The sequence below is a fragment of the Gimesia chilikensis genome, assembly GCF_007744075.1.
Taxonomy (GTDB): Bacteria; Planctomycetota; Planctomycetia; order Planctomycetales; family Planctomycetaceae; genus Gimesia; species Gimesia chilikensis_A.
The window spans coordinates 8,011,653-8,033,228 of the sequence record NZ_CP036266.1 but is presented as its reverse complement, the minus strand read 5'-3'; the positions used below and the strand labels follow the sequence as shown (position 1 = coordinate 8,033,228).

Annotated in this window: 15 protein-coding genes; 10 read left to right on the top strand and 5 right to left on the bottom strand. The window is 54.5% G+C overall.

The window, feature by feature from the left end:
- Positions 1-59: 59 nt before the first annotated feature.
- Positions 60-1,535: a trypsin-like serine peptidase gene (locus HG66A1_RS30640; RefSeq protein ID WP_197996892.1), complete on the bottom strand. Its 1,476-nt coding sequence runs from the start codon at positions 1,533-1,535 to the stop codon at positions 60-62.
- Positions 1,536-1,716: 181 nt separating this feature from the next.
- On the opposite strand from HG66A1_RS30640, the gene HG66A1_RS30635 reads away from it, so the two are divergent.
- The 7 genes from HG66A1_RS30635 (at position 1,717) to HG66A1_RS30605 (ending at position 10,123) form a co-directional block, all read left to right on the top strand.
- A complete protein-coding gene (locus HG66A1_RS30635) occupies positions 1,717-1,956 on the top strand; it encodes a hypothetical protein (RefSeq protein ID WP_145193201.1) in 240 nt (79 codons plus the stop codon).
- 110 nt (positions 1,957-2,066) lie between these two features.
- A complete protein-coding gene (locus HG66A1_RS30630) occupies positions 2,067-2,357 on the top strand; it encodes a hypothetical protein (RefSeq protein ID WP_145193199.1) in 291 nt (96 codons plus the stop codon).
- A 95-nt stretch (positions 2,358-2,452) separates the two neighbouring features.
- On the top strand, positions 2,453-3,835 hold the full coding sequence (clcA, locus tag HG66A1_RS30625; protein ID WP_145193197.1) for a H(+)/Cl(-) exchange transporter ClcA: 1,383 nt from the start codon (positions 2,453-2,455) through the stop codon (positions 3,833-3,835).
- A 100-nt stretch (positions 3,836-3,935) separates the two neighbouring features.
- On the top strand, positions 3,936-6,734 hold the full coding sequence (locus tag HG66A1_RS30620; protein WP_145193195.1) for a PAS domain S-box protein: 2,799 nt from the start codon (positions 3,936-3,938) through the stop codon (positions 6,732-6,734).
- A 137-nt stretch (positions 6,735-6,871) separates the two neighbouring features.
- Entirely contained in the window at positions 6,872-7,924 is a 1,053-nt protein-coding gene (locus HG66A1_RS30615; protein WP_145193192.1) for a PA0069 family radical SAM protein, read from the top strand.
- A 13-nt stretch (positions 7,925-7,937) separates the two neighbouring features.
- Entirely contained in the window at positions 7,938-8,861 is a 924-nt protein-coding gene (locus tag HG66A1_RS30610) for a hypothetical protein (protein WP_197996891.1), read from the top strand.
- Positions 8,862-8,911: 50 nt separating this feature from the next.
- A complete protein-coding gene (locus tag HG66A1_RS30605; RefSeq protein ID WP_145193188.1) occupies positions 8,912-10,123 on the top strand; it encodes a leucine-rich repeat domain-containing protein in 1,212 nt (403 codons plus the stop codon).
- A 9-nt stretch (positions 10,124-10,132) separates the two neighbouring features.
- Here the strand turns inward: HG66A1_RS30605 and HG66A1_RS30600 are convergent, their stop codons facing one another.
- Entirely contained in the window at positions 10,133-10,825 is a 693-nt protein-coding gene (locus HG66A1_RS30600; protein WP_145193186.1) for an alpha/beta fold hydrolase, read from the bottom strand.
- Positions 10,826-11,549: 724 nt separating this feature from the next.
- On the opposite strand from HG66A1_RS30600, the gene HG66A1_RS32290 reads away from it, so the two are divergent.
- Positions 11,550-12,338, top strand: coding sequence for a leucine-rich repeat domain-containing protein (locus HG66A1_RS32290; protein ID WP_197996890.1), 789 nt, complete (start codon positions 11,550-11,552; stop codon positions 12,336-12,338).
- Positions 12,339-12,542: 204 nt separating this feature from the next.
- Here the strand turns inward: HG66A1_RS32290 and HG66A1_RS30590 are convergent, their stop codons facing one another.
- Entirely contained in the window at positions 12,543-13,658 is a 1,116-nt protein-coding gene (locus HG66A1_RS30590) for a WD40/YVTN/BNR-like repeat-containing protein (RefSeq protein ID WP_145193181.1), read from the bottom strand.
- Positions 13,659-13,708: 50 nt separating this feature from the next.
- Entirely contained in the window at positions 13,709-13,978 is a 270-nt protein-coding gene (locus HG66A1_RS30585) for a MoaD/ThiS family protein (RefSeq protein WP_145193180.1), read from the bottom strand.
- A 217-nt stretch (positions 13,979-14,195) separates the two neighbouring features.
- On the opposite strand from HG66A1_RS30585, the gene HG66A1_RS30580 reads away from it, so the two are divergent.
- A complete protein-coding gene (locus HG66A1_RS30580; RefSeq protein WP_145193179.1) occupies positions 14,196-16,673 on the top strand; it encodes a peroxiredoxin family protein in 2,478 nt (825 codons plus the stop codon).
- Positions 16,674-16,782: 109 nt separating this feature from the next.
- Here the strand turns inward: HG66A1_RS30580 and HG66A1_RS30575 are convergent, their stop codons facing one another.
- A complete protein-coding gene (locus HG66A1_RS30575) occupies positions 16,783-20,616 on the bottom strand; it encodes a hypothetical protein (RefSeq protein ID WP_145193178.1) in 3,834 nt (1,277 codons plus the stop codon).
- A 295-nt stretch (positions 20,617-20,911) separates the two neighbouring features.
- Here HG66A1_RS30575 and HG66A1_RS30570 point away from each other — a divergent pair, with 295 nt between their 5' ends.
- Positions 20,912-21,517: a nitroreductase family protein gene (locus HG66A1_RS30570; protein ID WP_145045457.1), complete on the top strand. Its 606-nt coding sequence runs from the start codon at positions 20,912-20,914 to the stop codon at positions 21,515-21,517.
- Positions 21,518-21,576: the final 59 nt, after the last annotated feature.

Sequence of the window (21,576 nt, the reverse complement as noted above, 5' to 3'; positions counted from 1 at the left end):
GACCTGGCGGGCAACCTCACTCCCAGCATCCGGACAGTTCATTTCTGGTAACACATTGCTTATTTGCCGGCCTTATAGGCGCTGGCACCTGCGGCGACACCGGCGATGAAGACACCTGCGAGAACCGGCAGGGCTTCTGTTTCCGGCTGGATGGTAGTGAAATATCGCTGCTGGTCGGGGTCAGTGACATCGAACAGACCGTGCACGCCTCGATATAACGATTCGATACAGTTGGCATTCTCAACGTGTACTTTAATGCCACCCGAAACAGTGCCGACCGGTGTGGCGAGACCGACGCCTCCGCTACCATTAAAGCTGAATCCTTCCACAGAAAGTCCGACGCCGAAATCTCCTCTGCCAACCGGAGTAAAGACGGTGCCTCCTCCGCTGATACGGAAGCCTTCCATGCTGAGTGTGAAGTCTGTTGTCGTGAGAGCGTTCGGGCCGGCGGCGGCCATGTTTTCTTTACTCGTCACGTGACCCCAGTGAGCGGCTGCTGCACCGGCGGCAACCCCAGCGGCAGCGACGAGCACGGGTACGACTTCCTGGTCACAAGTGGCACTGAGGTTCGAGAATGATTTCTGCAGCGTCAGGATGTCATCATAGAACCCGGGTGTGCCCCCTGGACATTGAAATGCATTATTCATGCGTTGCAATTCGACTTCGCTGACTTCTTCGTCTCCAGCCAGGACCGCTTTGACATAACTGGCGACGCGTCCCCGGTTGAGCCAGAGTACGGCTGCGTCATCCAGCAAGGCTTCATGGCTCTGCAGTCCCATTTCAGCCGCGACATCGGAATGATTTGTGACGAGGTCATGCACAATCGCAGAGAGCAGAATGCCTTCATTGAGGATCTTTGTTTCCCCATTGATAAACTGGGGGCCACCTGCGTGATGCAGGGCGAACGGGCTGAAGTCGACTCCTCCCAGAACCGGAGAACCGGATGAACCGGGTTCGGTATCACTGGTATACCAGACCAGAGTTTCATTCAGTTTGGCAAGTTCATTTTCGAAGCCGCTGAACTCTTTTTTTCGCCCGCCAGGATGCTGGATGACGACCGGGAAGTGCGTGTTCATGTCACCCGGTTGGGGTGGTGTGGCCTGGGAGATATCGAAAAAGCCATAATCCTGCTCGGCGTTTCCAGCCAGTTTCAGAATTGTATAATCGAGGGCAGCGTTGGTGACCAGCATTTCTTCGATGTCAAATGCGCGGGGGACGAGCGGGTTTCCATTGATGTCATCTTCATACTGAAATTGCACCCGTGAATCTTCGGCGGTGTGTGCATTGGAGATGACGTGATTGTTGGTGATCACAAAACCGCCATTGATGATCCAGCCGGTTCCCAGCCCGGAGGGAGTAATGATGCGGGCAACGGCTCGGCTGACCTGGGTTCCTCGCTGGAACCAGGCGATGGGCACTTTGTTATCAAACTGTCCGGCGGTTTTTTCCAGCCCTTCCACGCTGAGGGCTTCTCTACCTTTTTTGAATTTCTTGCGATCGGGAGCTGGTAGCTTGATACTTTTTTGAACTGTCATTTGAGTTTCCCCTGAAAAGCAGACATGAAAAACGAGAACTTCCATCTCAACAGTGGCTCTGCAAGATGTGTTTGGCAACAGCCGAGAAATGCCCGTGTTGGTACACGGAATTTAACTATTCAAGCGTGATCAACAGAGAGCAGATGTTGACGCATACAGAAAGGAATCAGGCCGGGTCCTTATGTTGGCCTGGCAGATCAGAGTCGATGAATTGCTCGATTCGCGTGTTGAACTTCCGTGCCATCATTTGTGCCAACGTCATCCTGGGGCATTATTGAAACCGCAAATCCGACGGAAAACTGATCAATGGGAATTGTTTATTTTTGAAGAATTGAAACGTTTCCACTCTGGAAGACGAATGTTGATTTCAAACTGGCGCGCGGGGACTGATGGCGCAGCTCAAAAAGTGGAGGTAGATTGAGTCCCAAATGGTTTCAGGTCGCTGTGGTCTGTTATACTGCTTGTGAGTTGTGGTAATCGAAATCGGTTGCCGCTGGCTTGCTCATTGACGCCCTTCACCTCCAGGAACGGATGAAAACCATGGCCGGGGACCCGCTGCCTGTTTCCAGGCTGCTGACGATTTTCGCGGTGGGACTGCTGGCGGCTGCGGTGTGGCATATCGTGCTTGTGGCCGAGCAAATCCGGCTGGAAATCCTTCCCGCGTTGTGCTTAGGACTGTTGCTGGGGTTGTTGATTGCAGCCGGAGGCGTACTGGGGAAGCATCCCTGGTGGGGGCTGGGTCTGGGGGCCGTTGTCTGTTATCTGCTGACGATCGGATACGTGGTCTTCGTGAAGGGGATTCCCCTGGAATGGGTCTATTAAAACAGGGCCGGCTGGTGTACCATTGGGCCTCGAAAACTGCTATCTTACCCGTGTTGCGTATCTAGTGAGAAATGATTTTCACGAAAGCCTGAGGAATGGATGTAAACAAGGTGGAAGCCAGGCTGCGCCGGCACCTGGAGCTCAAGCAAGCGATGTGGATTTATCTGCTGGCGCTGATCATTGGACTGGGCGTCGGTACGCTGGGGGCGGCCTTTCATTATTGTGTCGAACAGTCCATCCAGGTCTATAAACTAATCGTGGAATTTCTCTCCGGATATTCGCTGCTGACAGTGCTTGTGGCAGCAGTCGTGGGGGCCGTGATGGTCGCCCTTTCGGCAGTGCTGGTCCGCAAGTATGCACCGGAGACCGCGGGGAGTGGTATCCAGGAAATCGAAGGCGTGATGGGGGAGCTGATGATGCTCCGCTGGCGGAGTGTGTTGCCGGTGAAGTTTATCGGCGGCGTGCTTTCGATGGGCGCGGGACTGGTCCTGGGACGGGAAGGTCCCACGATTCACCTGGGGGGCTGCATCGGTCAGATTGTGGCAGAGCGGGCGCGTTCGGATAATCATACTTTGAATACGCTGCTGGCTGCAGGCGCCACCGCGGGATTAAGCGTGGCTTTCAGCGCGCCGCTGGGGGCGATCCTGTTTATGATCGAAGAGGTGCGTCACCGGTTTCAGTACAGCTTCGTGGCGCTGCATGCGGTGATCATTGCGAGTATTACTGCGAACCTGATAAACGACCAGGTGTTTGGTACCCTGCCCCAGTTACCGGCGCAGCTGCAGGCTTCGCTGCCTAAAATGGTGCCGCCGGAAAATATGCTGCTCACCTTTGTATTGACCCTGTTGCTGGGCGCGCTGATTGGTGCGCTGGGAGCGGGCTTCAATACGGTGCTGCTGAAATGTCTGCACACCGCCGATCGTTTGAGTGCCAAGACAATGCTGTTGATCGCGGCTTCCGTGGGTGCGGTTGTGGGGGCCCTGATGGTCAGCGCACCGGATTATGTTGGCGGAGGTGAAGCGCTGGTGAAAGAGATCTTTGTCGAATCGCCTGTGCTCGGCGTGCTGATGGCACTGCTGGTGGTGCGGGCGATAATGACCTTTCTGAGTTATTCCATGGGTGTACCCGGGGGGATCTTCGCTCCCATGCTGGCGCTGGGGGCACTTTTGGGAACGAGTTTCGGCTCACTGGCGAATCAACTGATTCCCCAGGTCGAATTGCAGGCGGCTGCGTTTGCGGTCGCTGCGATGGGGGCTTTGTTTGCTGCGACCGTACGGGCACCGCTGACGGGAATCGTACTGGTTGCCGAAATGACTGCCAGCTTCCAGTTACTGCCGGCGATGATTGTCACCTGCATGACGGCCAGTATTGTTGCGCAGTCCCTGGGAAGTCGTCCTGTGTATGACCTGCTGCTGGAACGGACGCTCCAGCGCCGCGGGTTACCACCTGAGACAGATGATACAGCAGAGTCCGCTTGAGTATGCGCTTTCACGCGTGTTCAACGGAATAATTCAAAAACGGATTGGTAAAACGCAAGCGTTTATGAGCCGGCTTTTCCTGAAAGGATGATAGGGAAACATGTCACACGCTAAGACGTCGGAACTTCTGGATGAAGTGACTCGCCTCCGCCGCCGTGTTGGAGAACTGGAGCAGAAGCATCGCAGGATTGATGCTGCAGAAACACCTGTTACCAAGGGGCCCGTGGGGGTCACTTCGTATCAGACAGGTCGGGATCATTCGCTGCTCGACGCGCTGCCTTGTGCCGTCTGTGAATGCGACCTTTCGGGGACAATCCTGTTTGCGAATACCACTTTTGCAGAGTTGCATGGGTATCCGCAGGTCGAACTCACAGGCAGGTATTATGCTGACCTTGTTGCCGATGAACGGGATCGTGCTGCTTGCCGTGCGGCGTTGGAGCAACTGGGTGCTGGAAAAATATCGTCTCACACTCAGGAATTGGTTCACTGCCGACAGGACGGCAAACGGGTGTCGGTAGAGGTCAAATGGCAGTGCCAGCGGGATGCTTCAGACGCGGTTACCGGGCTGCTGGCTGTTGTAAATGAAGTCAGCAAGACTGTCACAGGGGGGGAACAGGAAATCGATCTGGCCGGACAGTACTTTCGGCTGGTGCGGGAGATGATCCTGGTGATCGATGCAGAGCAGAAGATCACGCTGATCAATCCGCATGGCTGTCGATTGCTGGAGGCGGAAGAGTCAGTGATTCTGGGGATGAACTGGTTCGATCATTTTCTACCCGTCAGTAATCGCGAGGAAGTACGAACCCTCTTCGACCAGTTAATGCATGGGGAAAACAGGCCTGTTGAATTCTTTGAGAATGACATCCAGACTGCGACGGGCAAGGTGAAGCGTGTTGCCTGGCACAATTCCATTTTGCGGGATGACACAGATAACATAATCGGTGTGCTTAGTGTGGGCATCGACATCACCGAGCGACTGGAAGACCAGCAGGCGCTGCGTGAAAGCAGGCAGATCTTTCAGCAGATATCTGAGCATGTGAATGAGCTGCTCTGGGTGAGCTCTGCTGATTTACAAAAAGTGTATTATGTCAGCCCGAAATATGAGGATTTCTGGGGACAGCCCTGTCAGAGTATCTACGACGATCCCCATCTCTGGATGGAACGGATTCATCCCGATGATCGAGAGCGGTTACTGCAGAGCATGAACCGAAAAATTCAGGGTGACTTTTCCGAAACGGAATTTCCCCAGTTCCGGGTCGTGCATCCTGATGGAAGCTTCCGCTGGCTGGAAGCCCGTTCGTTTCCCGTCTACAACGAACAGCAGGAAGTGACCCGTATGGTCGGGATCATTGAGGATATCACTCAGCGGAAACAGGATGAGGATGCGATTCTCAGAGAAAATGAAGAACTGGAAGCTCGTGTCCGACGCCGAACAGCAGAACTGGCACGCAAGACGGCTCAGTTGAAGGCACTCTTTCAGGGGCTGCCCGACCTGGTGCTGGTTGTCGATCGTCGAGGCGAGATAATTAACTTCAATAACAGACATCCGGAGTATGTGTTATCCGACGGTGATCTCACCTCAGGTAACAAACTCTGGGACTTGCTTCCAGAAGAAATCCGATTGCCGTTTACGGAAGCGATTCAACGGGTGCATATCGACAGGAGACGAGAGTCGTTTGATTATCCGCTGATAATAAAGGGGCAGCAGCGCTGGTGTCGAGCCCGCGTACAGCCTTATCTGCAGGATGAGATTCTGATCATTGTTGAAGATATCAGTGAGCAGAAATTTGCAGAAATCGAACTCAATCGAACGCACGAAAAGCTATCTGAGGCGCAACGCCAGGCGCACATCGGCAGCTGGGAATGGAATTTGATCGATGATACTTTATGGTGGTCGGACGAGGTCTTTAGGATTTTTGGAGTGAACCCGGATAGTTTTGCTCTGACCTATCCAGCCTTTCTGGCAACCGTCCATCCTGAGGATCGTGCGTTGATAGACCGCAGTGTAGCACAAACTTTGGAATACGATTTACCCTGCAGTATCGAACATCGTATCATTCTTCCCGATGGTGCTATACGTTATGTGCATGAGCGGGGATTTCTGAAACGGAATGCAGCTGGCGAGGTTGTAAGTATGCACGGAAGTGCGCAAGACGTTACGGAACGCTATGAGACCGCCCATAAAACACAAGAATACCGTGATAGTCTGGCACATGCATCGAGATTGGCTGTCATGGGAGAACTGACAGCAGGCATTTCACATGAATTGAATCAACCTCTTACCGCGATTGCGAATTACAGTTCGGCCATGAAAACACGGATTGAGCAGGGGCAGGATGTTTCGGATCTGGTGCAACGGATCGAAGCTCTCTCCCACCGATCAGGGGATATTGTCCGCAGGTTGAAATCGATGGCCGAAAAGCGGCCGCAGGAACTGATGCGGTTTAACATTCTGGACAGTATCCGCAGTACGCTGCAGTTGATCGAATATGAATTGCGTCAGAAACAGATCGATGTGCAACTGGTGAGCGAATCCCGGATGTCGGTGGTTTATGCGGACCGGGTGCAGATTGAGCAGGTACTTTCGAACCTGTTTCTGAATGCGATGGACGCGATGTCCGAGATACCTGTATCACGCAAGTTGACGATTGAAGTTGCGCCGGCTGGCGAATTCATGGTGCGGGTTACTGTTTCTGATACCGGTCCCGGAGTGCCTGACGAGTTCGTCGGGCAGCTGTTTACGCCGTTTACGACCACTAAAGAGGGGGGGCTGGGAATCGGTCTGTCGCTCAGTCGCTCGCTGGTGGAGGCTTCGGGGGGCAAAATCTGTTTCAGCTCGAAGTCGGACAGCGGTGCCTCGTTCGATGTGTTTTTGCCCTGTCGTAAGATGGATGAGTGAGCGGGAGCAGTCGTAACTTTACGGAGCTAAACGTCGTCAATTTTGCATCATGAGAAAAAGATCCTTCCCTACGACCTGTGAATCGCCTATAAACAAAGTGTCAGGTGTTTTGTTTTCTTTGTTGATTCGAGCGAGTCATGCGGCACGGTTCTCACATCAATCCCCCCAACCGGTTTGAGTCGAAGTACGCCGAACCGGATCTGGAACAGCTGGAATGGGATGACGAATATCTCTCCCGGCCCCGGAGGATTGAATACCTGGACGATCAGTCGAAATCGATCGTAACCGAGAACGATTCGCCCGATCTCAACTTTCGCTTTAGCGTCAATCCATATCGGGGCTGTGCGCATGGCTGCAGTTACTGTTACGCGCGGCCCTTTCACGAATACCTGGGATACAACGCAGGGCTGGACTTTGAAACGAAGATCATGGTCAAGCGGGATGCGCCGAAGCTGTTTCGCGACTTTCTGAGCCGCAGTGAGTGGCAGCCCGAACTGATTGCTTTTTCCGGCATCACGGACTGTTATCAGCCCGCGGAACGCGAGTTCCAGCTGACGCGACAATGCCTGGAAGTCGCGTCGGAAGCGAATCAGCCGGTGGGAATTGTCACGAAGAATGCGCTCGTGGTGCGCGATCTGGATATTCTGCAATCCATGGCGCAGCGGTCGCTGGTGAATGTCAGCCTGTCGATCACGACGCTCGACCCGGAGTTGGCCCGCGAGATGGAACCTCGTACCAGTATTCCAGCAGCCCGCTTGCGGGCGATTCGCGAGCTCTCGGCGGCGGGAGTGCCGACGAAGGTGATGGTCTCGCCGATTATTGCGGGTTTGAACGATCATGAAATCCCCGCGATTCTGCAGGCGGCGAAAGGGGCGGGAGCAAGCTCGGCCAGTTATATCATGCTCCGCCTGCCACTGACGGTGGAGCCGGTGTTCCTGGAATGGCTGGAGCGGACGCAACCCACGCGGAAGGAGCGGGTCATCAGCCGGATCCGACAGACCCGGGACGGGAAGCTCAACAGCGCCGAGTTCGGCACGCGGATTCGTGGCACCGGTGAGATCTCCGAGCAGATTGGCAATCTGTTTCAGGTCTTCGCGCGCAAGCATGGTCTGGATGAGCGGTTGCCGGCGTTGGACTTTACGCAATTCCGTCCGCCGACCACGGGCAAAGGGCAGCAGTGGCTGTTTTGAGGGAGTGTGTGCGATGACACAAACCGAACCTGATCCGAAGCGCGTGAGCCGCCTGCGGTGGGTCTGGCGGGGAATCGGGCTGGTGGTTGTGGCGGGGGTGGTCTGGTTCGTAGTCTCTGCTGTACAGACCGGTGGGGCAATTCGTCAACTGCAAGCTATTCAAAACGTGGAGTTGACTACTGAGCCGGATGCGTTGCTGGGTGCCTTACCCCGGTCCTGGCAGGACTGGCTGACAGACAGACTGGGAGAGGAGAGGCTACTGCCTTTTCAGCGAATAAAGTTGATTGAGTGTTCTTATTCATCCATCACTGACCAACAGCTTGCGCTGTTAAATCGTTTTCCTTCGCTTGAAAAACTCGGACTGAGAGAAACAAAAATCAGCGATGCCGGCCTCAAGCATCTGGAAGGACTTGGGAATTTGAAGTATCTCAGTCTGGCGGGAACTCAAGTCAGTGATCGAGGATTGGTTTATCTGCAGAATCTGCATCAACTGGCAGTTCTCGATTTATCAGGGACTCAAGTGACTGACGAGGGGCTTGCGCATTTGCGAGCGTTAACTAACCTGTACGAAATTTATTTGGAGGGTACCCAGATTACGGACGCTGGTCTGGTTAATTTGAGAGGGATGAAAAAACTTTACGCGATCAATTTAAGTGAGACTCGTGTCGGTGATGCCGGGCTGGTTCATTTAAAGGACTTTAATGCGATGTACGATCTTTATCTTAACAAGACACGAATCTCCAACGCAGGTCTGGTTCACCTGCAGGGACTGGAACAGCTGGTGTGGCTTGAAATTGAAAATACAAAGGTCAGTAATGCCGGACTGGACCACCTGAAAGGGATTACAACACTGTCAAAAATCTTATATGACGGAACACAGATCACGGAAGAAGGTATTGCTCGTCTCCGTAAATCGTTGCCGAATTTGAGTGATTAACCTGGTGGAACTGATATTCATTACAGCACACTATCGCTGGAGCGTAATCTATGACCCAACCCGAACTCAATCAGAAGCGTGTGAGTCGCCTGCGGTGGGTCTGGCGGGGGATCGGGCTGGTGGTTGTGGCGGGTCTGGTGCTGTTTGTCGTGCCTGGAATCCAGCACAGCCGGGCAATTCAACAATTGAAATCGAATCCGGAGATTGTGATCGAATCGGAGCCGAACTGGGTATTGGGCCAGTTGCCTTCTACCTGGCAGAACTGGATTCAGGGGCATGTGAGTCGAGAGGTCTGGGATTCATTGCAGCGGCCCTTCGAAATCGACTGCCGTCAACAGGCACTCAGCGACGCCGACCTGGCTGCCATCGGTCGCTTGACGAATATGAAATTTATCGATTTGAGTGACGCTACGTTCTCTGAGAAGGGTTTTTCTCAACTGGCGGGCCTGCACAAACTGAGAGCACTGGTCCTGAACGGATCGAGTATCAATGATGCGGGACTGTTGCATCTCGAAGGGTTCGCAGAGTTGGAGACTCTCGTGCTGGGGAATACCGCGATCAGTGATCGTGGTCTGCAGCATATTAAGAACCTGCGCCGACTGGAGTTTCTGGATTTACATGAGACCGCGATCAGTGATGCCGGCCTGATTAATCTGAAGCGGCTTGACAACCTGCAGCGCATTACACTCTTTTGGACTCAAGTCAGCGATCAAGGGTTGATCCATCTTGCGGGTCTGAAGCAACTGACGGGGCTCTATCTGACGGGCACTCAAGTGACGGATGCAGGACTGGCCCATCTGCGAGAGTTAACCAATCTGTCTGAGCTTGGCCTGAACGAGACCCGAATCACAGATGCAGGCCTGAGACATCTGGCCGGTCTGAAGGCACTGCGAATCCTGGATCTTAGTCAGACGCAGATCAGTGATGCAGGGCTGCAGGAACTGGATGCGCTCACAAAGCTGGAATTTCTTTTCCTGGGGGGAACACAGGCCGGGAATGTAGGGTTAGAAATTATCTCGAAGTTTCCTCAGTTGCAGATCCTGGTATTGTCTGAGACGCCGGTGACTGATGACGACCTGGTTCAATTAGAGACTCTCAAGAATCTCACGCGGCTCAATCTGAATCAGACCGGGATCACGGATGCAGGTCTGGTGCACCTGGAGGGCCTGACCAGACTGAGTTCACTTTATACGGAGAACACTCGAGTCACCCCCACGGCCCTGGCCCGGTTGCGTAAGAAATTGCCGGAACTTTCTGATTGAATCGTCCCTTCAGGCAGCAAACCAGAGTCGCATCAGGGCGGTGATAGCCTGGGGGCGTTCCATGGGGGACATGTGGCCGGAGTCTTCGACGATGGTGAATCGGGCGTCCGTAAGCTGGTCGGCGAGGTACTGGAGTTCCTGTAATGGGAAGACGAGGTCCTGGCGGGCGGCGGTGACCAGTGTGGGGCAGGTGATGTCAGGCAGCAGCGGTTCGGTGGCGTAGTCATCAATCATAGCCTGCACCTGATTTTGGTAACCGTCGGGGGAGAACCCTTTGAGCATCGCCTGCAAGGGAACGACGAGTTGTTCGTCTTCCAGCCGGTCGGGATGAATAATGTCTTTCAGGTTGGCGTCCAGCGATTCGTCGAGCAGGCCGCGCTGAATGTTTTCCTGAAACAGTGCGAGCAGGCCGATGTGATCCGGATTGTGCCGCGTGAAGGTGTTGCACAGCATCAGTTTCAGTACCCGCTTCGGTGCGGCTGCTGCGACCGCCTGAGCCAGCCAGCCGCCGAAAGAATGACCAGCCAGATAAAACTGGTCTGGAGCCTGATTGAGAAAAGTCTCGACCAGCTCACTGCGATTCTGGGCCTGGTCCATGGTGATGGACTGCACCTCAAGCGTATCTCCCAGATGTTCCAGTTGATGCTGCCAGGTTACTTCGGTACTCCCCAGTCCGGGAAGCAGGATCAATGTTTTTTTCATGGGAGGAATACTTTCGAGAGTCTCTTTCGGAACAGGCAGCGGTACGTGCTGAGATTAATTTTGTATTTGTCCAGAGAACCGATTATAACTCAAGGTTACGGCAGGCACACTGTTGTATTTCAGGAGTGAGCGTATGAATCAGTCAGAACCGACGCTTCAACCAACCGGCCGCTTGCGCTGTGCCTGGCGTTCGATCGCGCTGAGGGGCGTGTTGGCACTACCAATCGTCATTGGAATGGTGATCTTTTTCCTTCCTGATGCGGATCGACCAAATGCACGCGCGATTCAACAGCTGAGGGCGGTTAATGAATCGATCAGAATCAATACCGGTCCGGGCAAGCTGTTCTCGGTGCTTCCGCAGTTCTGCTATAATATTCTGTCGGCAGTGCTGGGACATCGCTGCATGTGTCGGTTTGAGGTTGTGACAGAAATTAGTGCCGGCCATACTAAAATCACTGATGACGACCTTGAACTGGTATCTGAATTCAAAGACCTGGAAATTCTCAGTCTCCATAATACAGAGATCAGTGACGCCGGGTTAACCCGGCTGAGAGGACTTACCCGCCTGCGAGCGCTCATTCTGGCTAAAACCAGGGTCACAGATGTCGGAATGGTAAATCTCCAGGGGCTGACTCAGCTAGAGGGACTAGTCCTTTCGGGAACAGGGTTTGACGGTCGTGGTTTGAGTTCGCTGCAGAATCTGAAGGGGCTGCGGGAACTTTCTTTGTACCAGACGGATTTCAGTGATCAGGGAATGGAAGCTCTCAAGTCGTTTGATTCGCTGGAAGAACTTGCTCTTGGTCAGACCCAGGTTAGTGATGAAGGTCTGGTCCATTTACAGGGGCTTAGCAAACTGAAATACCTTGGTCTTTCCAGTTCCAACATTACAGATGCTGGCTTAACCCATCTGCAAGGATTAACAAACTTGATTCAGCTCAATCTGGCCGACAACCAGATTACTGGCCCCGGTCTGGTTTATCTGCAGGGAATGAAAGAGTTACGCACTCTCAATTTGGAGAATACAGAGGTCACAGGTCCTGATCTGGTTCTTCTACGGGAACTTACAAGTCTGGAAAGTCTCAATCTTTCTGGAACAAAAGTGACTGATGACGACTTATTCTATTTGCGAGAACTAACGAATTTGAACAGACTCTACCTGGACGACACCCAGATCACTGGTGCCGGCCTGAATCATCTGAAAGGAATGCAAGCGCTTTCCTGGCTTAACCTAAAAGGGACGCAGATCACAGGTCCTGGTCTGGATGATCTACAGAATCTTGGACTACTGGAATTCCTCAATCTTTCTGAAACAAAAATTACTGATGACGGCCTGAAATATCTGCAGGGACTTTCACAACTCAGACAGCTCGAAATTCAGAATACCCGGGTCAGTAATCAGGGATTGACACACCTCAAAGGACTGAAAAATCTGGTGCAATTAGAGCATGCAGGGACAGAGATCACTAAACTTGGTTTCAATCAACTTCAACAATCGATTCCGGGATTGTATTGATTGCCCCGGATCTCAAAGTCTGTTCTTGAAGAAGACGGTATTTATTGAGATGTCAGCTACGCCCGTTTTTCAATTTCGTGACGTTTGTACTTTTCGTGGTTAATTCTCTTACGTGTTGTTTGAGTCTATGCCAAGCTTTACTGTCGGGCGAGCTGACAGTGGCAACCGGGATTCGGGACGCTGTTACAGCTGCGCTATGACTGGCTACGCTTTGGCGAACCTTACGCAGTAGATGGGCGGCAGGTGCGTCGAGATGGTTTGCCAGGAGTCGCCGCCGTCTTCTGAGATCCAGAGATTGCCGGTGGTGCTGCCGACGGCGAGGACATCGCCGCTGTCATCCACGTCCAGGGCGTGGCGGTAGACGATGTCGTAACTCTTACCTGTCGGCAGGCCTTTGGTGAGGACCTGTGAGGTCTGGCCGCCGTCCGTGATGCGGGCGATGACGAACTTGCCTCCGACGGGAACGCGGTTCTCGTCTTTGACCGCGGGAACGAACCAGGCAGTATCGGGACGCTGCGGGTGGACGGCGACGGCGAAACCGAACTTCGAAGGTTGGATGCCTTCGATGGCGTGCCAGGATTGAATGCCGTCCGTGGTGCGAAACACGCCGTTATGATGCTGGACCCAGCAAGTGTCCGGCCGCGAGGGGGACTGCACCATGCGGTGCGGGTCCTGCACGTTGGGATTATCGGCCTGATCGGGGGGCATGTACTCGGCGAACATGCCGGTGGTCTGACAGTTCCAGCTGGCGCCGTCGTCCTGGGTCACCCAGACGCCGCCACAGGAGATGGCGACCGCGACCTGCTGACTGTTCTTCGGATGCACGCAGATGGAGTGAATGCCGGGGTCGTCTTTGCCGCCGCCGAACCATTGCATCCGCTCGGGAGCGTTCCACAATGATTCGACCAGCTGCCAGCTGGTGCCGGCATCGTCGGAGCGGAACAGTCCGCCGGGAATGGTGCCGCACCAGAGGCGGTCGGGCTGATCGCGGCCCCCGGTTTCCAGAGACCAGATTTCATTCAGGCTGGCGGGCTTCGGTTCTCCATTGGCGGTAAACGGGTCTGCCCCTTTCACGGCGCCCTCCGGATAAGCGGGAGGTGTGAGTTCTTCCCAGTTCGCTCCCTGGTCGCTGCTGCGGTGCAGTTTCACGCCGAAGTGTCCGTGGTTCAAAGCGGCATAGGTCATCCCGTTACGGGGATCATGCAACGACATGGAGACGTGGGCGCCTTCGAAATCGTGTCGACCGATAGACCATTGTCCAGAGTGTCGTTTGAGATGGAACAGACCTTTGCGTGTGGCGACGTGCAGTCGAGCGCTCATGCCGACACCTTTCTTTTGTGAATTCAGAGAGCTGAGAATTGAGGTTTAAATTAACCGCCGGAGAGTGCCTGCATCACGTAAATTTCACTGTCAGGCGAGACGGCATCGCTGAGATGAACCCGGTCGACGATGGTTTTCCCGTCGATAAAAATCACCATGTGCTGCCGCAGCCGATTCTGGTCGTCGAGAATGTAACCCCTTAGCTGCTGTTGATTTTCAAACACCTGGTCCAGTGCTTCACGTACGGAAGTACCGGAGACCTCCGCTGCAGCGCAGGCCAGGTGGCGTTCCAGGTTGGGGGTAAAACAGACTCGAGCCATAACCCGGGTATGCTAATCTGAACATTAATATCAGGCAAGCAGAATTCCTGTGTGAAACGATGATATCAGTCAAAGTGCATCTTTCCGGTAATTGTCCGCCGAATCCGTCGGGGAGGATCGACATTCCGAAACCGGCGGGGGTAAAATGGCGTAACGTGCGCGGTTTTCGCCGCGATGGAATCATAGCTTCAATCATTCCAACAACTGAGTGAGTATTATGAGTTTGACCCTCCCCGCATCCCTGCAGCGTTATTTTCTTATCCTGACCACAGTCGCTGGCCTGCTCTGTTGCTCTGCCGGACCGGTATTGAGTGCCGACAAGACGGAGGCGAAGAAAGAGAAGTCAGCCGAAGCCGAGTCGACCTCGAAGGACTCTGCCGAGTCGGACGATGTGCTGGCGGGCCATTCGTATCATGGTGAAGTCTTCAACGAGGGACCGCGGCGGGCGGCTTACCTGATGGGAGGCACCGGCGACGTACACTTCGATGTGACGGTCAAGAATCCGGAAGCACAGAAGTTCCTGGATCAGGGGCTGGGACAGCTGCACGGGTTCTGGTACCTGGAAGCCGAGCGTTCTTTCCGGCATGCAGCCAATCTCGACAAAGACTGTGCGATGGCCTTCTGGGGCGCTGCAATGTGCAACCTGAAAAACGAGAAGCGGGCCAAGGGGTTCATCGAAGAAGCAAACAAACGGCTCGACAAGATCACGCCGCGCGAGAAGAAATATATCAAGGCGCTGGAAGACTACATCAATGCCGACAAGAAGAAGAGCAAGGAACGCAATGAAGCTTATACCAAAGCGCTGGAAGACCTGATCATCGAATATCCCGATGACCTGGAAGCCAAGGCGTTCCTGGCGGTGCACCTGTATCAATCGCGGTCTGCCAGCACGAGCTATGTGGCTGCCGAAGCACTGCTGCAGGACATTTTCGCTAAGAACCCGATGCACCCCGCCCACCACTATCGAATTCATCTGTGGGATCATCGCAAGCCGGAGATGGCGTTGACCTCAGCAGCGAACTGCGGTCAGTCCTCCCCCGGAATCGCCCACATGTGGCACATGCCCGGTCACATTTATTCGCGGCTCAAACGCTACCAGGATGCGGTCTGGCAGCAGGAAGCTTCGGCCCGTGTGGACCACGCCCACATGATGCGGGATGCGGTCATGCCGGACCAGATTCACAACTATGCCCACAACAACGAATGGCTGATCCGCAACCTGATTTTCATTGGTCGCGTGCATGATGCTGTGGATCTGGCGAAGAATATGATCTCACTGCCTCAGCACCCTAAATACAACACACTCAAAAAACGGGGGAGCGCCAAGTACGGACGGATGCGTCTGCTGCAGGTTTTGCGCACCTACGAACTGTGGGACGATATTATCGCACTCAGCCAGACACCTTACCTGGAGCCGACCGCAGAGGAAGACGAACAGCTGAATCGTCTGCGTTACCTGGGACTGGCTAATTTCCAGAATGGTCGCTCTCCCGAGGGAGAACAGGTGATCGCGCAACTGCAGAAACGGTTAGAGACTCTGGAGACCGAGAAAACCAAAGCGGAGGCCGACGCAGAGCAGAAAGCTAAGAATTCCGAGAAAGCCGACGACAAGCAGACGGATGAAAAGTCTGACCCCAAAACAGACGAGAAAAAAGACGCAAAAAAAGACGGGAAGGCAGATTCCAAAAAGAAAGCCGCCCCGACCGAGAAGGACATTAAAGCGGCGAAAGAAAAAGCGGGCAAGCCGTTTGTGGCCCGCATCAAGAAAGTCCAGAAACACATCGATGCCCTGCAGGGGCACCAGGCGATAGCAGCGGGTGACTTCAAGAAAGGACACGAGCTGCTGAAGAAAGCCGGTGGTGCCGACGACGTTTACCTGATTGTCGTTCAATGGAAATCAGGCGATGCGGAAAAAGCAGAGAAGGCCCTGCGGAAGCTGATCGGTTCGCATAAGAATGAAGTGCAGCCCCAGGCGACGCTGGTCGAACTGCTCTGGCAGTCCGGCAAGAAGGAAGAGGCGAAGAAAGAGTTTGACAAGCTGAGAAAGCTGTCTGCCACCATCGATCTGGATGTGCCCCTCTTCACTCGACTGGCGCCGGTCGCCGAGGCAGCCGGTTATGCCGGAGACTGGCGGATTGAAAACAAACTGGCCAGCGATGTTGGCGATCGACCCGATCTGAAAACCCTGGGACCGTTCCGCTGGGAACCCTCCCCTGTTCCGACCTGGCAGCTCAAAGACGCGAAAGGCCAGCTCCGCAGTTCCGATGAGTTCAAGGGCAAGCCGCATGTGTTGATCTTTTATCTCGGTTACAGCTGTCTGCACTGTGCGCAGCAGTTGCAGGCTTTCGCCCCGATGGTCAAGGAGTTCGAGCAGGCCGGCTTCCCCTTGATGGCGATCAGCACTGACGACCAGGAAGGCCTGAAGACGTCCATCAAGAATTACGACAAAGGGGATTTACCGATCCCGCTGTTTTCAAACAGCAAGCTGGATGTGTTTAAGTCGTTCCATGTCTTCGACGATTTCGAAAAGCAGCCCCTGCACGGCACTTTCATTATCGATGCGAAAGGGAACGTCGTCTGGCAGGATATCAGCTACGAACCGTTTATGGATCCCGAGTTCGTGTTGAAAGAAGCCAAACGCCTGCTGCCGCAACACGGCGGTAAGGAAGAACTGAGCGCCGTTTCCGGGAAGTGATAGCGTGTCAGAAATTGAGCGGCAAAGCGCTAGCTGCCGGTAATTTGTAACCGCGCAGTATAGATCAACAGAAACGAACGCCATTCCGCTCACGGGTGGTGTGCGTTGGTTACTGTTTGCGTTTGAGCTTTTCGAGGCGGCGTTCTTCGCGGCGTTTTTCGCGTTCTTTACGACGCTCCTCGCGCTCCTTCTGGATGCGTTCCATTTCTTCAGGGGTTCGCTCGGGGAACAGGCTCTGAATCTGGGAACCAATGCCGCCTCCCAGCACGGCGTCGAGGGCATTCACGCCCATCTGTTTTGCATAATTACCCACCGAGCTCATGTCGACCTTGGGTTTTTTGAGCGTGCCGCCGATGGGTAGTTTGAGCGGACGGCTGAGCAGCGCCTTAATCAGCGGCTTGTCACTGTCCTGAGGCAGCATGTTTGTGAAACCCACTTCGGCGACGAGATCGAGTGATTCATCGAGGCCCACCGAACCGGTGGTGGTAATCGTGATGCCCTTCATGTTGACCTGGAACGGGCTGTGATAAACGCGGCCGTCAATCATATGGTATTGCACGGTCTGATTGTTGACCTGCATGAAGATCGCATCGGGGCCGATCAGGCGACCGTCACGATTGATGTTGATCATTGCCAGGACCTGATCAATTTTTCCCGCGAGGGCATCGAACAACGGTCCCGGTCCCACCCTGGCTGACTGGATGGACATCGCACCGCGGGCTTCACCCAGCGCCGGTTGGTCAAGCGGAATAATGGCGTAGTCCTGGCTCAGTGAGAACTGTCCCTGAATACTGGTGCTGTTAGCGATCATCGGCGCCACAAAACGCAGCGAGTTACGGGTCATTTCGGGAGTGAACTGGAAGCGGTCAATCACTTCCCCCTTACCAAAGACAAGGGCCGCCGGTTTGACGTCCAGTCGAATGATGGGGGCCACCCGCAGTCGACCGCCGCTGACCTGCAGGTCGATGGGGGTAATATGAATCTGGCCGTCTTTGATGCGGGCTTCGATGGTCGTCTTGCCACTGGTCAGGCCGCGAATGTTGGCCTGTTCCCAGCCGATACCCGCTTCACCGGTCAGATCCTGGTAACGGGTGGTCGGTACGAACAGGGGCCGCGTATTCGGATACAGCGGACGGGGCTGGATATTGTCGAGGGCCACCGCTTCGACTTCTTGTGATTGCGGCGAGCCGAGCGGACCATTCAAGTTAAACGGACGTGTCTCTCTTCCGACAATCTGCACATCGGGGCCGAGTTTACTGCGCAACAGGGGTGTGAGATTTTCCCAGTCGTAGGTCACTTCACCCGCCAGACGGATGTTGCGGGTGGTACTCCAGTTGTCGATTTTGCCTTTCGCTGTCAGATCGAGCATATCAGAGTGAATCGACATCTGGTTGAGCGCGACAGTGTCTTCCTGCAGGCTCTGACGGGTGTCCCCTTCGATGCGGATCTCCGGTTCCTGCCAGCTGATCACCCAGCCCGGATTGCGCTGGCTGGCAATCGGTTCTTTTGTGACCCGCGTATCGGGGCGCCGGGGCGCTTCGATGGCGAAGTCCTTGATGGTCGTCCGCCAGTTCGCCATCCGGCCCTGGTCATTGACGACCACGTTGGCCTGCCCCTGGATGTTTCCATAATATTTTTGTCCCGGCGGTTCTGCGGGATTCTGGAACCAGCTGGTCATCTGGTGCAGGTCGCCATTGAAGGCGAGTTTCCCGTCGAGCGAGGGAGTGCTGACTTCAGCATGGGGCAGTTGTACTTCAATCCCTTCGCCATTGACGGCAACCGCCTCACTCCGCCAGGCCAGTGTGGCGAGTTTCAATGTCTTGTGTTTGCCATCCCAGCTGCCGGCCGTTTTGAGTTCGGCGTGCGGCTCATCAATCCAGAGGGAGGGAGACGCGATATGCAGATTGGTCAGGTCGAGGGTTGTGTTTTCGTGCGCGACGTACTCGTCACCAATCGAGATTGCCGAGGAGAACTGCACGTTGCCTCCGAGCTCCAGGTCCTGGCTCCCCAGCGGACGCACGCGATCGGCCCAAGACGCGATTTTACCCCGTAACTGGACCTGGAACGGAAGCACCTGCTGTTTCTGATCTGCTTCCGCCTGTCGTTCAATGGTTGTCGGCGCTTTGAGTTTCGCCTGGAAAGAATCTTCGCCGGCGAGCAGCGTGACAATAAATCGTTCGACGTGCAGCTGCTTCTCATCGGTGGTGCCGGCACCATCGATGGTGAGTTCGAGCTTGGGTTCGCTCCAGCCGCGGCGATCGGGGGCTGCCAGCTGCAGGTTTTGAAACGTCAGGTAAGACTGGGTTTTCCAGTTCTCGTTCTCGATCTGAAAATCAACCTCCCCTTTGAGTTTCCCCTTGAGGGCCACAGCCTGCAGATCGACAAACTGTTCCAGGTGCTGTGAGAGCAAATCGAGGTCCGCTTCGAGCTGAATCTTGAGGTCCCGGGCATTACCGCTGCCGCTGAGCTTGAGGAAGTCCGAGGCACAGCGGAGCGATTCTATTTCGAACTGTTCGGCTTCGCGGCGGACCCGCATCAGCAATTCGATCGGCTGCTGCCAGCGGATTTCGCGTCCCTGGTTTACGCCGTTCAGGTCGGAAGTTTTCAGAGCGACGAGCCAGGTCTGGTCGGCTGCCTCTTCGGGTTTCTGCGGATTATAATTGGAGAGTTCGAAGTTGACGTTCCCCGATGTGATTCGCATTCCCGGTTTCAGATGCACGGTTTCCGGCAGCTGGCGGGCTGCTTCGGCCAGGTCGAGATCGCCGGTCAACTTGAGACGGGATGACAACAGACCGGCCAGACGCTCGCGGCGATCCTCGTGCTGCAGGTCCTTCAGATTGATTTTGCCCTGCAGCGCCAGTTTCCCCAGCTGTGATTCTGCCTCGGCCTGTTTAAAGTAGAGCACGCCATCGGCGGCCATCAGGTCCAGGTTCCCTTTCGCATAGTCGGTCGAGATTTCGTCGTTACCGATCAGCTCAGGGGCGCTGAAGACGAAGGGGGCCGCTTCCCAGTTTCCTTTGACGGTGAACCGGGGCGCCTCTTTTGTGCCCGACCATTTGACTTCCATTTCGGAATTGGAAATGCCGTCAATATAAGCGCCCGGGGAAAAGGCCTGCACCATCGGCGTTAACTGTTTGAGGTCGAAAAATTGTGATTTGAATTTGAGTGAACCGGAGCGGGAGGCATCGGGCTGGTCTGCATTGACCACACTGGCGGTAAAGGCGATTTCCGCTGGTTTGCTGCTGCCCGCATTCTCGGCTAGTTTCTCCTGCCAGTTTCCTTCCACGAGTACCGGTTCGGTTCGCGGACCGGGACGGGTCACCGTAATGTTCATGCCGGCCAGATAGGGAGTTTCCTCTTCTTTCGCCTGCTGGTCTGTGTTGACAACAAACAGATTCAAATCGGTCAGGTTCAGTTTCAGCGATTGACGCAGGCCCGTTTTCGGCGGTTCCTCTTTACCCGGTTCTCCTTCCGGATGTTCCTCGGTCCCTTTGTTGATGAGTGCCGTGATGAAGTCCCGGTTGGCGATTCCCTGACTGTTGACGTAGGTAAAAGAATCCACGCCGGTCACGTTCACATCGCCGATCTGCTTGCGGTCCTTCGCCAGCTCCCAGAGCGTTTTCTGTGTCTGGATCTGTTTGATGCGGACCACGGGACGGCCTTCAAAGTCTTCCAGTACAATATTCTGAAAGGAGACCGGCTGACCCCAGCCGAGTGTCACGTCCCCTGTTTTGATGTCAGCGGGATAGCGTTTGAGAACCAGCGGCAGAATGGAATCTTTGAGCGCGGTACGCGAGATGATCTGCGGTGCAAACCAGGTGAGAATACCGACGATGACCAGCAGAATCAGAAAGGTGCGTCCGAAGGAGCGTTTCTTTTGTTCCGGTGGAGTATCGGCACTGTTGTTTGTTGCGGCGGTCTGTTTTTTATCTGACTGGGACATTGTCCGATCCTGTGATTAATTCCGTTGTGCAGGTGCCCCCGGAGACGGGGGTTGACCTTCTCATCCGTGCCTGAAGTCCGGTAGCCCTCAGTAACTACTATAGGGGTCTGTTCAGCGGGCGACAATGTTTGATCAGAGAAGAATCCGGGTGGAGACGCTCGAAAAGACTAAAAAAACAGCTGATTTCCTGCCTCCGATTTTGGCAGAGAGTGTTCATCCTTGCTGAGACTGCCTATGATAGTAAGTGCCTGGCGCATTGTGAATTACCCGAACCCGTCAAGAGAAGCGAAAGATAATGGACACCTTAAAGGCAATAGAAGAAAGACGTTCTGTCAAAGCATACGATCCCGAGCATCGCATGACCGATGAGGAAATCGAAAAGCTCCTCTCCTATACCATGCTTTCCCCGACCGCCTTCAATATTCAGCACTGGCGGTTTCTCGTGGTGAAAGATCCAGAACTGAGACAGAAGCTGCGGGACGCTTCCTGGAACCAGTCGCAGGTGACCGATGCGTCGCTGCTGGTCGTGATTTGTGCGGATATGAAGGCCTGGGAAAAAGAGCCGGACCGTTACTGGAAAAACGCCCCCGAACCGGTGCAGAAGGCACTGGTGCCGATGATTCTGAACTATTACAAAGACAACATCGAAGCCGAGCGGGACGAAGCGATGCGCTCCTGTGGGATGGCCGCTCAGACCATGATGCTGGTCGCCAAGGAGATGGGTTACGACACCTGTCCGATGGACGGTTTCGACTTTGATAAAGTGGCTGAACTGATCAATCTTCCCGAGGACCACCTGATCTCAATGTTCGTGGTTGTGGGGAAGGCTCTGCGACCTGCCAATGAACGAGCTGGGCAGCTAACATTAGACGAGGTCGTAATTTACGATCGATTTGCATAATTGCAACCGGTAAGACCTTAATTTGAGGATCAGGTTTGTTAAGATACGGCCTGATGAAT